The sequence below is a fragment of the Cryobacterium sp. MLB-32 genome (assembly GCF_000738085.1).
Classification (GTDB): Bacteria; Actinomycetota; Actinomycetes; order Actinomycetales; family Microbacteriaceae; genus Cryobacterium.
Window position 1 is genome coordinate 1 of sequence record NZ_JPRS01000045.1, and the last position, 12,440, is coordinate 12,440.

At 65.3% G+C, this 12,440-nt stretch carries 12 protein-coding genes; 8 read left to right on the plus strand and 4 right to left on the minus strand.

Annotated elements, in window-relative coordinates; genetic code table 11:
* The first annotated feature begins 184 nt into the window (after positions 1 to 184).
* A complete protein-coding gene (gene phoU, locus JF66_RS06745; RefSeq protein ID WP_035876419.1) occupies positions 185 to 841 on the plus strand; it encodes a phosphate signaling complex protein PhoU in 657 nt (218 codons plus the stop codon).
* 64 nt (positions 842 to 905) lie between these two features.
* Here the strand turns inward: phoU and JF66_RS06750 are convergent, their stop codons facing one another.
* From JF66_RS06750 to JF66_RS06770, 4 genes are all read right to left on the minus strand, one after another.
* Complete coding sequence (locus JF66_RS06750; protein ID WP_035876421.1) at positions 906 to 1,658, minus strand: phosphoglyceromutase; 753 nt, start codon at positions 1,656 to 1,658, stop codon at positions 906 to 908.
* Between the two features lie 33 nt (positions 1,659 to 1,691).
* On the minus strand, positions 1,692 to 2,897 hold the full coding sequence (locus JF66_RS06755; protein WP_156109677.1) for a folate-binding protein YgfZ: 1,206 nt from the start codon (positions 2,895 to 2,897) through the stop codon (positions 1,692 to 1,694).
* Positions 2,898 to 3,075: 178 nt separating this feature from the next.
* Positions 3,076 to 3,690 carry an FABP family protein gene (locus JF66_RS06760; RefSeq protein WP_035876426.1) on the minus strand — a complete coding sequence of 205 codons (615 nt, stop codon included), beginning with the start codon at positions 3,688 to 3,690 and terminating at the stop codon, positions 3,076 to 3,078.
* A gap of 190 nt (positions 3,691 to 3,880) precedes the next feature.
* Positions 3,881 to 4,144, minus strand: coding sequence for a hypothetical protein (locus tag JF66_RS06770; protein WP_035876428.1), 264 nt, complete (start codon positions 4,142 to 4,144; stop codon positions 3,881 to 3,883).
* Between the two features lie 74 nt (positions 4,145 to 4,218).
* On the opposite strand from JF66_RS06770, the gene JF66_RS06775 reads away from it, so the two are divergent.
* From JF66_RS06775 to pstA, 7 genes are all read left to right on the plus strand, one after another.
* Positions 4,219 to 4,908: a response regulator transcription factor gene (locus JF66_RS06775; RefSeq protein WP_035876429.1), complete on the plus strand. Its 690-nt coding sequence runs from the start codon at positions 4,219 to 4,221 to the stop codon at positions 4,906 to 4,908.
* Positions 4,877 to 5,863, plus strand: a complete 987-nt coding sequence (mshD, locus tag JF66_RS06780) for a mycothiol synthase (protein ID WP_051973226.1) — start codon at positions 4,877 to 4,879, stop codon at positions 5,861 to 5,863. The genes JF66_RS06775 and mshD overlap by 32 nt, the downstream gene beginning before the upstream one ends.
* Before the next feature lie 56 nt (positions 5,864 to 5,919).
* Positions 5,920 to 8,094 (plus strand): RNA degradosome polyphosphate kinase, encoded by a 2,175-nt coding sequence (locus JF66_RS06785; RefSeq protein ID WP_035876430.1) that lies wholly within the window; start codon positions 5,920 to 5,922, stop codon positions 8,092 to 8,094.
* Positions 8,091 to 9,041, plus strand: a complete 951-nt coding sequence (locus JF66_RS06790) for an NUDIX hydrolase (protein WP_035876431.1) — start codon at positions 8,091 to 8,093, stop codon at positions 9,039 to 9,041. Before JF66_RS06785 ends, JF66_RS06790 begins: the two co-directional genes overlap by 4 nt.
* 128 nt (positions 9,042 to 9,169) lie before the next feature.
* On the plus strand, positions 9,170 to 10,261 hold the full coding sequence (gene pstS, locus JF66_RS06795) for a phosphate ABC transporter substrate-binding protein PstS (RefSeq protein WP_035876432.1): 1,092 nt from the start codon (positions 9,170 to 9,172) through the stop codon (positions 10,259 to 10,261).
* 140 nt (positions 10,262 to 10,401) lie between these two features.
* Entirely contained in the window at positions 10,402 to 11,346 is a 945-nt protein-coding gene (gene pstC, locus JF66_RS06800) for a phosphate ABC transporter permease subunit PstC (RefSeq protein ID WP_035876435.1), read from the plus strand.
* Positions 11,346 to 12,434 carry a phosphate ABC transporter permease PstA gene (gene pstA, locus JF66_RS06805; protein ID WP_035876433.1) on the plus strand — a complete coding sequence of 363 codons (1,089 nt, stop codon included), beginning with the start codon at positions 11,346 to 11,348 and terminating at the stop codon, positions 12,432 to 12,434. Before pstC ends, pstA begins: the two co-directional genes overlap by 1 nt.
* The last annotated feature ends 6 nt before the right edge of the window (positions 12,435 to 12,440 follow it).

The following is a 12,440-nucleotide window of genomic DNA, read 5'->3' on the forward strand; positions in this document are numbered from 1 at the left end:
CGTTTCTGGGGTGCCAGACGCAGCGGAGGGGCTGCATACCCTGTACTTTAGTAACTGTTCAATCCCCCGGCATCTCCCGTTCACTTTGATGCGGCACAATTTGTCGGGGCCAATGCGGGCCAGAGCCGGTCTAAGCGGGTCTGCGCCAGGGGGATGCCCACGCCTGAGAAAGGACCACACACCCATGCGTGAAGTATTTCAATCGGAGCTGGCCGAGGTGCAATCGCGCCTCGTCGAGATTTCGCGACTCGTCGCCATCTCCATCGACAAGGCGACTCGTGCCTTCAACGAGTCCGACGTTCGTCTCGCCGAAGAGGCCATCACCGAAGACGAGAAGATCGACGAACTGACCGTCGAACTCGACGAGCTCGCCATCACGATCCTTGCGCGCCAGCAGCCGGTGGCCAAAGACCTGCGCATCGTGGTGAGCGCACTGCGCATCAGCGCATCCCTTGAGCGGATGGGCGACCTGTCGACCCACATCGCGCAGTTGGCCCGCTACCGTTTCCCCGACAAGGTCATTCCCAAGGGCCTGCGCGGCACGTTTGCTCAGATGGGGGCGCTCGACGTGGTCATCTCGCAGATGCTCACCAACCTGCTGTTGACCGAAGACATGAAGCTCGCGGAGGCCATCCGCAATGAGGACGACAAGGTGGACGCGCTGCACCTCAGTGTGTTCGAGGCGGTTCTCGGTGACAGCTGGAAGGGTCTGGCCGCCGACACCGTCGACGCCACCCTCGCCAGCCGGTACCACGAACGTTTCGCCGACCACGCCGTGTCCATCGCCAAGAAGGTGCAGTACCTCGGTACCGGCTCCTGGCACCAGGACATCAACGCGTAACCCTGGCACACTGACGAAGAGCCCCCCACCGCGAGGTGGGGGGCTCTTCGTCGTTGGTGCTCGACTACTTCTTGTTGCCCTGCGCAGCGACGGCGGCGGCCCCGGCAGCGGCGGCCTCCGGGTCGAGGTACTCGCCGGGTCCGAGCGGCATCATGTCGTCGCCGAGTGTGTACACGAGCGGGATTCCGGTGGGGATGTTGAGCTCGGCGATGGCATCATCGGAGATGCCATCGAGGTGCTTGACGAGGGCGCGCAGCGAGTTGCCGTGCGCGGTCACCAGAACCGTCTGGCCGGTACGGAGGTCGGGGACGATGTCCGACTGCCAGTAGGGCAGCATCCGCTCGACAACGTCCTTGAGGCACTCCGTGCGCGGCAGGTCGTCACCGAGGCCGGCGTACCGTGCGTCGCCGACCTGCGACCACTCGTTGTCGTCAGCGAGCACGGGCGGCGGGGTATCGAAGGAGCGGCGCCAGAGCATGAACTGCTCCTGACCGTAGGTGGCCAGGGTCTCGGCCTTGTCGAGTCCCTGGAGCGCCCCGTAGTGGCGCTCGTTGAGGCGCCAGGAGCGCTTCACGGGCACCCAGAGGCGGTCGGCCTCCTCGAGCGCGAGGTTCGCGGTCTGGATGGCGCGGCTGAGCAGGCTCGTGTGCAGAACGTCGGGCAGCAGCCCCGCGTCTTTCAGCAGCTCACCGGCGCGCTTGGCTTCCGTGACGCCCTGCTCGCTGAGGCGAACGTCCACCCAACCGGTGAACAGATTCTGCTGGTTCCATGTGCTTTGGCCGTGGCGAAGAAGGACGAGGGTATAAGGGGCAGACATGCCCTTACTCTATCGAGTAGGGGCACGCCGCACTCACTGCACGGAGCTGCGACCGCCGAGTCGCGGCAGCCGGGGAATGTCGGCCACCGAACCGGCCGATTGCGGCACGATCACCTGCTGGCTGGCCGAAATCGACACATCCTGCGATTCCACGAACAGCGTGGAGGTGCCCGGCACGTTGCGCTTGACCACGGCGAGCGCGATCGGGCCGAGCTCATAGTGGATGGCGCTCGAGGTCACAGTGCCGACCGTGACGCGCTCGATCGCCGGTTCGGTCGCCGATTCGGTCGCCGATTCCGCTGCCGGCCCCTTGCGCACGCGATCCGCCTGAACGTCGTCGCCGTGCACCGGAAGTACACCCTCGGATCCGTCGAGGTGCAGCATGACGAGACGCCGGGGCGGGTGCCCGAGGTTATGCACCTTGGCGACGGTCTCCTGACCGCGGTAGCAGCCCTTATTCAGATGCACAGCGGTGCGCAGCCAGTCAAGCTCGTGCGGCAGGGTCTTGTCGTCAACCTCCATGGCCCGACGCGGGCGCCAGGCGGCGATGCGCAGCGCCTCGAGGGCCAGGAGCCCGGCGGGCACCACCACGGGGTGGGCCGCAAGGTTGTCCCGCAGCACGGGCAGCTCGGGGCGCACGACCAGCATCTCGGTCCAGCGCCAGGACGCCCCGGGATGCTCGGCCACCTCGGCGTACTGGTAGCCGCCGCGGGACACCGCCACCCATGGGTCATGCCAGGCGAGCGCAACCCCGTTGGGACTCGCCACCTCGAGGCCGACACTCCCGAGCACATCCGCCGGCTCCACGGCCATGGAGCCGATCGTGGCATAGCTCAGCGTGAAGTCGACGATCTGCACGCGCAGCGTGAACTTCATCTTGTCGAGGAACGCCTGCAGCCCGGGCAGTTCGGCCGCCTCAACGAGGAGCCATGCCTGAACGCCGTCATCCAGCACACGGATGGCATATTCGAGGTGCCCGGAGGGGTCGAGCAGCAGCGTCTCGGTGGATTCGCCGACAGCGAGACTGCGCAGTTCCTGACTCGCGATCGAGTTCAGCCAGGTGAGACGATCCGGCCCCGACACGCCCAACACTCCGTGGTGGGAAAGATCAACGAGACCGCGGCCAGCGAGCAGCGACCGCTGTTCGATCATCGGGTTGCCATAGTGTGCCGCGACACCGGCATCGATACCTTCGGCCTGAACGCCTCCATCGAGGTCGAGCAGGGGGGAATTCGTCATGTGAGTCATCGCTTCCACTGTATTCCCACCGGGCTGAACACACACCCGGCTGAACACACACAGGACTGAACACACACGGGGCTGAACGAACGCGGGACTGAGCCAGCACCCGGCGAAACGAGCACGGGGCTGAACCAGCACCGGGCTCAACGAGCACCGGTGCGGGCGCGGAGGTGACCTACTCGGCTCGGGCGAGCCGACCGGACGCGTGCGTGCGCAGCGTCTGGCCGAGGGCGGCGATGTCCCATGCCCAGAGCAGGTGGTTGTCGACGAGGCCATACAGGCGGGTGGCGGCAGCGTAGGGCTTGGCGCCTGCGGTACGCACCACAGCATCGGTCGCGAGATCGATTCTCGGGCCCTTGACCTGGCCCAGATAGAGTTCGGCTAAGCCCGACGGGTGGGCCAGCACGACCTCGATATCGAACCCACCGGCCGCGTTGCGCAGCGTTTCGACGGCATCCGTGGTGGTGAACGGCCGATCACCGTCACCGGGCAGCAGCCCCGGGCCCGGGTCGCCGTTGGTCTGCGGGCGACTGAGCCGCCAGTATCCGGTTTCCGTCGCGAGCGGCGTCTTCTCGTCGCCCTCGGCTCCGGATTCCGGCTCGAGCCAGGTGTAGGAGTTGTAGTTCAGGTACGGCAAACCGTCATGGCTGAAGCTCAGCCGGTGCCCGAAGGTGCGGCTGACCGACTCCTCACCGATCTGGTATTCCAGCACGCCAGAACCTTCCCAGACACCGAGCAGCCACGACAGCGGCACAATTTCGGAGGGCAGGCCGACGGGAAGATCACGCATGAAGGCTAACGCTGCCCCCGGAAGAGCTTGAAGACGACCAGCCCGGAAACCCAGGCGATCGAGAGGCTGGCAAGGCCCAGCAGGCCCAGGAAGAAGAGTTCGATTGCAAGCAGAGGCATGCCCACAGTCTAGTGCTCGGCGATGTCGCGCCCGGTGCGGGTGAACGCCCCCCGTTCAGCCTCCGGGCCGGTCAGCCGAGCTGGAGAACGGCGAACACGATGCTCGCGGCGCCCAGCACGATCACGGCACCGACAATGCTCGCGGTCACCCTGAGTACGTACCCTTCTTTGCGGCCGGTCGCCAGTTGAAGGCACAGCGCAATGAGGATAGAACCGGCCAGTGTGAGCCCGAACCCTGACAGCACGTGACCGGGAGACGCGAGCGCTCCGGTGAGAACCGCGCCGACGACGGCCAGCACCCAGACTGCCACGATGGAATTCCACTGCCCGCTCACTGTTCCATTGTGCCCTGCCGCGGAGCTTTTCACGTGCACGGTAAGATAAGGCGCACGATACTTGGAGGCCTCGCTTGCAGTTGTTGATCCTGACCTCGGCGGTCAACAATGATGTTCTCCCGGCCCTGGCGCTGCTGTCACACAGCACGCGCATAATTCCGGCGCAGCCGGATCAGTTGATCAGTGCGCCGGATTCAGACATTATTGTTGTCGACGCCCGCGCCAATCTGGCGGCCGCCAAGGCCCTCTGCCAGATCCTGCGCACCACGGGCCTGTCCGTTCCGCTACTCCTCGTGATCACCGAGGGCGGCCTCGCCGCGGTGAGCCCCGACTGGGGCGTCGACGATGTCGTGCTCGATTCGGCCGGGCCCGCCGAGGTCGATGCGCGTATCCGGCTCAATGCCGGCCGAGTGTCCCGCAACGAGCCCTCGCCCACCATCCGCGCCGCCGGTGTCGTCATCGACGAGGCGAGCTACTCCGCTAAGGTGCACGGCAAACCGCTGGACCTCACGTATAAGGAATTCGAGCTCCTGCGCTTTCTCGCCGCGCATCCGTCGCGGGTGTTCACGCGCGAGCAGCTGCTGAGCGAGGTCTGGGGCTACGACTATTTCGGCGGCACCCGAACGGTCGACGTGCACGTGCGAAGGTTGCGGGCAAAACTCGGCGATCAGGAATCACTCATCGGTACCGTGCGCAACGTGGGCTACCGATTCAATGTGCATGAGGACAACGATGAACGCATACCCAATTCCATCCGCGCCTGACCAGACCGGCGACACCACCGCTCGGGCGACCGTGATTGCGACGACGGACGCCGCGGGCCTGGCGGATTTCGACCGGGTCGCGTCAGAGGCCACTGCCGCCGACGGGTACTCGCCCTTCAACGAGCAAGCCCTCTTCGATCTGCGTGCCGGGCGACGCTCGGCCCACCTGGTGCGCGCGGTCGCCCCCGCGGCAAGCCCAACGACCCGAGGGGCCACCGAAACCGTCGGCGCCGCCATCACTGGGCTGGACGAACTGGATCTCGTGATCGCCCCCGAACACCGCCGCCGGGGTCACGGCGGCGCGGCTCTCGACGCTTTGTTCGCCGAATCGCCCGCCGAGGCATCCGCCGACGTGTCGGCCTGGTCACACGGCGACCACCCCGGAGCGCGATCGCTCGCCGTGCGTTGGGGCTTCGCGGCGGTCCGAACCCTGTTGGAGCTGCGCATGCCACTGGCCCCGGAGTCCGCTCCGGCCGACGATCCCGGCGCTCCGGAGGGCTTCGTGATCGACGCGTTCCGCGCGGGCATCGACGAGCGCGAATGGGTTGCACTGAATGCGCTCGTTTTCGCCGCTCATCCCGAGCAGGGCGCGATCACCGAGAGCGATCTGCAGGCCCGGCAGGCCGAGCACTGGTTCGAGGCGGGTGATTTTCTGATCATTCGCGACGCCGAAGGTCGAATGCGGGGGTATAACTGGCTCAAGGTGGAGGCGGATATGGGCGAGATATATGTGGTGGGCGTGCATCCCGATGCCGCCGGCGCCGGCCTCGGCCGGGCCCTGATGAATGCCGGACTGCGTCGTTTGCGCGAGCGTGGCTGCACGACGGCCGCACTGTACGTCGAGGCCGACAGCGCGGGTCCGGTGCACCTCTACCGGTCACTCGGTTTCACCGACCACACGGTCGACGTGCAGTACCGACGCGTACGCCGAGAATCACCGAATCGGCCCGCTTAAGACGATGTTCACCCGGATCGTCGACCGGACGGTAACGAAGCTGGAAGGATAGTGAGATGGACGGCGAAATTACCCAGGCGGATTCCGGTCTCGGCAGCGACTTTGACGACGACTTCGATCCACTCTTCGGCAAGACAGATCCGGCGCTCCCGAGCGACCGGTACCTGGATCGCGAGCTCAGCTGGCTCGCGTTCAACCAGCGCGTGCTCGAACTCGCCGAGGACCCCACCCTCCCGGTGCTGGAACGCACCAACTTCCTGGCCATCTTCGCCAGCAACCTCGACGAGTTCTTCATGGTGCGCGTGGCCGGTCTCAAGCGCCGCATCCTCACCGGGCTCGCCGTGCCCACCAACGTGGGCCGAGCCGCGCAGGACGTGCTGAGCGACATCTCCACGACCGCGCATGCCCTGCAGGCCCGGCATGCGCTCGCCTTCCAAGAACTCGTGCGCCCCGCCTTGGCGGAATCCGGCGTGGATGTCGTCGATTGGCAGAGCCTCGGCGACGATGACCGCCGGTCGCTGCGCACGTATTTCTCCAACCAGATCTTTCCCGTGCTGATGCCTCTCGCCGTCGACCCGGCGCATCCGTTCCCTTATATCTCCGGGCTCTCGCTCAACCTGGCGGTACGCGTGCGCAATTCGAAGACGGGCAAGCAGGAATTCGCCCGACTCAAGGTGCCCCCCATGCTGCCCCGGTTCGTGCGCGTGGACCGCACCGAGTCGGTCAACCGCATCCGCTTCATCGCCCTCGAAGACCTGATCGCCAATCAGCTCGGCGACCTGTTCCCCGGCATGGAGATTCTCGAGCACCACGTATTCCGCGTCACCCGCAATGAAGACGTGGAAATCGACGAGGACGAGACCGAGAACCTGATCAAGGCGCTCGAGAAGGAGCTGCTGCGACGTCGGTTCGGTCCGCCCATTCGGCTCGAGATCACCGAAGATATGGACGAGGTGACGCTCGGCCTGTTGGTTCGTGAGCTCGACGTCACCGAGCAGGAGGTCTACCACCTGCCGGCGCCGCTCGACCTCGGCGGTCTCTTCGACCTGCGCATCGATCGTCCCGACCTGCACTTCCCCAAGCACGTGCCCACCACCGCGGCCGCCCTGCTTCCCGCGGAGCCGAACGCAGAACCCGATATCTTCAGCGCCATCGCCCACCAGGACGTGCTGCTGCACCACCCCTACGAGTCTTTCGCCACGAGCGTGCAGGCCTTCCTCGAGCAGGCAGCGGCCGACCCGAACGTACTCGCGATCAAACAGACGCTCTACCGCACGTCGGGTGACAGCCCGATCGTCGAGGCGCTGATCGCGGCCGCGGATTCGGGCAAGCAGGTGCTCGCCCTCGTGGAAATCAAGGCACGCTTTGACGAGCAGGCCAACATCACCTGGGCGCGCAAGCTTGAGAAGGCCGGCGTGCACGTCGTCTACGGCCTCGTCGGCCTGAAGACGCACTGCAAACTGGCCCTCGTGGTGCGCTACGAAAAGGGTGTGCTGCGTCACTACAGCCACATCGGAACGGGAAACTACAACCCGAAGACCAGCCGCATGTACGAAGACCTCGGTCTGCTGACGGCCGACCCCCAGGTGGGCAAGGACCTCACGCGACTCTTCAACGAGCTCTCCGGCTACGCCATCGAAAAGAAGTTCAAGCGCCTGCTTGTGGCGCCCCTGCACCTGCGCAAGGCGCTTCTCAAGCACATCGCGGTCGAAACTGCCAACGCTCTCTCCGGCGCCACCAGCGGCATCCGCATCAAGGTCAACTCGATGGTGGACGAAGACATCATCGATGCGCTCTACCGCGCCAGCCAGGCCGGCGTGCACGTCGACATCTGGGTTCGCGGCATCTGCAGCCTCAAGCCCGGCGTGCCGGGAATGAGCGAGAACATCAAGGTGCGCTCGATCCTCGGCCGCTACCTCGAACACTCCCGCATCTTCTCCTTCCACAACCTCGGGGACACCCAGGTCTACATCGGAAGCGCCGACATGATGCACCGCAACCTCGACCGTCGCGTCGAGGCGCTCGTGCGGCTGGTGGACCCGGCGCACCAGATGGAGATCGAGAGCCTGTTCGAACGCGCCATGAGCGAGCGCACGTCGTCGTGGTGGCTCGATGAGACCGGGCACTGGACCCGCCACGACAGGGACGCCGCCGGCGCCCCCCTCGACGATATGCAGAATCGCCTGATGCTGCAGATCAGCCAGCGCAAGCGCCCGGGAACCCGCCGATGAGCTCGACTCCCGCCGCCGATCCAACCGTCTATGCGGCCGGCGCCGTCTGCTGGCGACTCATCGAGGGCCGCATGCACGTGCTGCTCATCCACCGCACGGTGCACGGTGACGTCACCATCCCCAAGGGGAAGGTGGACCCCGGCGAATCTCTCCCCCGCACGGCCGTGCGCGAAGTCGCCGAAGAGACCGGTCTCACGGTCGCCCTCGGCGTGCCGCTCGGCATCTCGCACTATGACATGCCCGACGGGCGTACCAAGGTCGTGCACTACTGGGCAGCCGAGATCACCCCGGATGCCATCCGGCGCTCGACCTTCGTGCCTAATGGCGAGGTCGCAGCCATCGAATGGGTCACCATCAAGAAAGCCCGCACCTACCTGAGCTACCCGGCCGACGTCGAGATACTCGAGGCATTCTCCGCGCTGGTCGACGCCGGCATCACGCGAACGTTCGCCCTGATCGCCCTGCGCCACGGCAAAGCTGTTGCGCGCAACGGCGAGGGGCCCGACAGCAAACGTCCGCTCACCGCTCGCGGCGTACGGCAGGCCGCGAGCGTCGTCAACACGCTCATGGCCTGGCAGCCCCAGCGCATCATTTCCAGCACGGCAACCCGGTGCGTGACCACGGTCGCCCCGCTCGCCGCCACCACCGGCATCCCGATCAAGCAGACCGACCTGATCAGCCAGGACGCGCTCGAAAGCGGTGAAGCCGATGTGCGCAGCGTCATCGGCAAGCGCGTGCGCTCCCGCAAGACGGCGGTCCTCTGCAGCCACGGCCCCGTTCTCCCGGAAATCATGCGTGAAATCGGCCTGGCCACCGGCAGCACACCCAATACGGCACTCTCAGATGCGGCAGCACTGGAGACCGGCGCCTTCTCCGTCGTGCATCTGTCGGCTGAAAACCCGAGTGCCGGCATCATCGCGATCGAACGGTACGCTCCCCTCCTGTAGGTGCCATCGTTCATCTTCCGTTAACCTGCACGGCAGGGTCCCGTTAATCTCAATGAATATGTTCACGTATGGGTCGGCACCGGCCTGCATCGCAGCACAGTTTCGATTTAACCCTGAAAGGGACTCACGTGAACTTTAAGCGTTATGGCCGCCCCGCGGTCATCGCCATCGTCGCAGCACTGGCACTTTCCTCCTGCGCCGCAAACGAGGGTGGCACCGCGTCCGGCGACGCCGCCGCCAGCACCCTGACCGGCACCTTGAACGCTGCCGGCGCATCGTCCATGGGCGCAGCCCAGACGGCATGGATCGCGGAATTCCAGAAGGCCAACCCGGACGTCACGGTCAACTACGACCCCACCGGATCCGGCGCAGGCCGTGAAGCATTCATCTCCGGCGGAACCGCATTCGCCGGCTCCGACTCCTACCTGAGCGACGAAGAACTCGCCGGAACGTTCGCATCCTGCGCGCCGACCTCCAAGGCCGTCAACCTGCCCGTGTACATCTCGCCGATCGCCGTTGTCTTCAACGTGGAGGGTGTCACCGACCTCAACGTGGATTCCGACACCCTCGCGAAGATCTTCGCCGGCACGATCACCACCTGGAATGACCCGGCTCTCGTTGCGCTCAACCCCGACGCCACGCTTCCGTCGAGCGCGATCAACGCCGTGCACCGCTCGGACGACTCGGGAACCACCAAGAACTTCACCGACTACCTCTTCCAGACCGCACCGTCCGTGTGGACTGCAAAGGGCGCCGACACGTTCCCGTTCCAGTCCGGTGAGGGTGCGCAGGGTACCTCCGGCGTCATCTCCGCTGTGACCAACGGAGTGGGCACCATCGGCTACGCCGACGCTTCCCAGGCCGGCGACCTCGGCACCGCCAAGCTCAAGGTCGGCGATGAATTCGTCGCCTACACCCCCGAGGCTGCAGCCGAGGTTGTCGCCGGTTCCCCGCTCGTCGAGGGTCGCGCAGCTGACGACCTCGCCGTCAACATCAACCGCACCACGACCAACCCGGCCGAGTACCCGCTCGTGCTCGTGAGCTACGCTCTCGTGTGCAACGAGTACGCCGACGCCGAACAGGGCGCCCTCGTGAACGCGTACGTCTCGTACATCGCCAGCGCTGAAGGCCAGACCGTAGCTGAAGACGCCGCCGGCGTCGCACCGCTGACGGCCGAGCTCGAAGCAAGCGTCGCGGCGGTTCTCGCAACCGTCAAGTAATACCCCGCATACAGTCGCCCGATCGGGCATCCGCACGTGTGCGGGTGCCGATCGGGCAGACTAGGTATACGGCTTGTTTCCAGCAGGCCTCATCACCCGCAGCACAGCATTCAGACAACACGATTCAGGAGATGCCCGGCATGACGACAACTGTTGCCGCCACCACGATCAAGGCACGGCAACGACCCGGCGACCGGGTGTTCTCCGGAGCAACGGTCATCTCCGGCGGCCTGATCCTCGCGGTTCTGGCCGCAGTCGCCATTTTTCTGCTCATCGAGAGCATCCCCGCCTTTGTGGCACCCGCAGACGAGTTCAGCGGGGATATCACCAACTTCTGGTCGTATGTGGGCCCCCTGGTCTTCGGCACCATCTGGTCCGCCATCCTTGCCCTGATCATGGCCGTGCCGATCGCAATCGGTATCGCCCTCTTCATTTCCCACTTCGCACCGCGCAAACTAGCTCAGGGCCTGGGCTATGTCATCGACCTGCTCGCCGCCGTGCCGTCCGTGGTCTTCGGCCTGTGGGGAATCACCGTACTGGCTCCCCTGGTGCAGCCCTTCTACTCCAACATCGTGGATGTCTTCGGCTGGTTCCCCTTGTTCGCGGGTCCGGTCTCCGGGACCGGACGCACGATCATGACCGTCGCCATCGTGCTGGCCGTCATGATCCTCCCGATCATCACCGCCATTTGCCGGGAGATCTTCCTGCAGACGCCGCTCCTGCACGAGGAAGCCGCGCTGGCCCTGGGCGCCACCCGCTGGGAAATGATCCGCATGGCGGTGCTACCCTTCGGACTCCCCGGAATCATCTCCGCGTCCATGCTCGGCCTCGGCCGTGCCCTCGGTGAGACCATGGCCGTTGCCATGGTGCTCTCGCCTAGCGCAGTGGTCAGCTTCGTGCTCCTCACGTCGCAGAACCCCACCACCATCGCCGCCAACATCGCGTTGAACTTTCCCGAAGCCAACGGCATCGGAGTCAACATCCTGCTCGCGACCGGCCTCATCCTCTTTGTCGTCACCCTGATCGTCAACATGATCGCGCGCGTCATAATCAACAGCCGCAAGGCATTTTCGGGAGCGAACTGATGACATCCGTCACGGAGGCCCGGCCTCTGACCAACTCCCTCACGGCCGGCAAGTTGCCCAAGCGCTCGTCCCTCTGGATCATGCTGGCCAGCTGGGCCGTTTCCGCGGCATTCTTTGGCGTGCTGAGCATGTCCGGCGCCGTCGACGGCTTCAACCTCGTCGGCACCCTCGTCGTCGGCACCGTGCTCTACTGCGCGGGCATCTACGTGTTCTCCCGTGCGGTTGAGGGTTCACGCAAAGCCACCGACCGGCTGATGACCGCGCTCGTGACCACCGCGTTCGTGATCGCGCTGTTGCCGCTGATCTCCATCCTCTACACCACCGTCGCGAATGGCCTGCCGGCCTTCCTCACGCCCACGTTCTTCACGTCATCGCAACGCAACGTGGTCGGCGAGGGCGGTGGCGTGCTGCACGCCATCATGGGCACGCTGCTGATCACCGGAATGGCCACGGTCATCTCCGTTCCGATCGGTCTCCTCACGGCTCTCTACCTCGTGGAGTACGGGCGTGGCAAGCTGGCCCGGGCCATCACCTTCTTCGTCGACGTGATGACGGGCATCCCGTCCATCGTGGCCGGGCTGTTCGCGTTCGCACTGTTCGCCCTGCTCTTCAACGATCCCGGTATCCGCTTTGGGTTCGGTGGCGCGATCGCGCTCTCGGTGCTCATGATCCCTGTCGTCGTCCGCTCCAGCGAGGAAATGCTCAAGCTGGTGCCGAACGAGCTTCGAGAGGCCGCCTACGCCCTCGGGGTGCCGAAGTGGCTCACCATCGTCAAGGTTGTTCTGCCCACCTCAATTGCCGGAATCGTCACGGGCATCATGCTCTCCATCGCTCGCGTCATCGGCGAGACCGCCCCCCTGCTGATCATCGCGGGATTCACGGCGAGCATGAATTACGATCTGTTCAGTGAGCGCATGATGACTCTCCCGGTGTTCGTGTACAACCAGTATGCGAGCCAGGGCGTCGATTCGCAGGCCTACATCGATCGCGCCTGGGCCGGTGCACTCACCCTGATCCTGATCGTGATGGCGCTCAACCTGATCGCTCGCATCATCGCCAAGATCTTCTCGCCCAAGTTCGGCCGCTAGCAGAAC

What these genes read in the sequence shown, in the direction of transcription:
- JF66_RS06750 (WP_035876421.1), bottom strand. Translation starts at nt 1,658, where the DNA reads ATGTCTGCCCCTTATACCCTCGTCCTTCTTCGCCACGGCCAAAGCACA.
- mshD (WP_051973226.1), top strand. Translation starts at nt 4,877, where the DNA reads ATGAACGCATACCCAATTCCATCCGCGCCTGACCAGACCGGCGACACC.
- JF66_RS06760 (WP_035876426.1), bottom strand. Translation starts at nt 3,690, where the DNA reads ATGCGTGATCTTCCCGTCGGCCTGCCCTCCGAAATTGTGCCGCTGTCG.
- pstC (WP_035876435.1), top strand. Translation starts at nt 10,402, where the DNA reads ATGACGACAACTGTTGCCGCCACCACGATCAAGGCACGGCAACGACCC.
- JF66_RS06755 (WP_156109677.1), bottom strand. Translation starts at nt 2,897, where the DNA reads ATGACGAATTCCCCCCTGCTCGACCTCGATGGAGGCGTTCAGGCCGAA.
- pstA (WP_035876433.1), top strand. Translation starts at nt 11,346, where the DNA reads ATGACATCCGTCACGGAGGCCCGGCCTCTGACCAACTCCCTCACGGCC.
- JF66_RS06785 (WP_035876430.1), top strand. Translation starts at nt 5,920, where the DNA reads ATGGACGGCGAAATTACCCAGGCGGATTCCGGTCTCGGCAGCGACTTT.
- phoU (WP_035876419.1), top strand. Translation starts at nt 185, where the DNA reads ATGCGTGAAGTATTTCAATCGGAGCTGGCCGAGGTGCAATCGCGCCTC.
- JF66_RS06790 (WP_035876431.1), top strand. Translation starts at nt 8,091, where the DNA reads ATGAGCTCGACTCCCGCCGCCGATCCAACCGTCTATGCGGCCGGCGCC.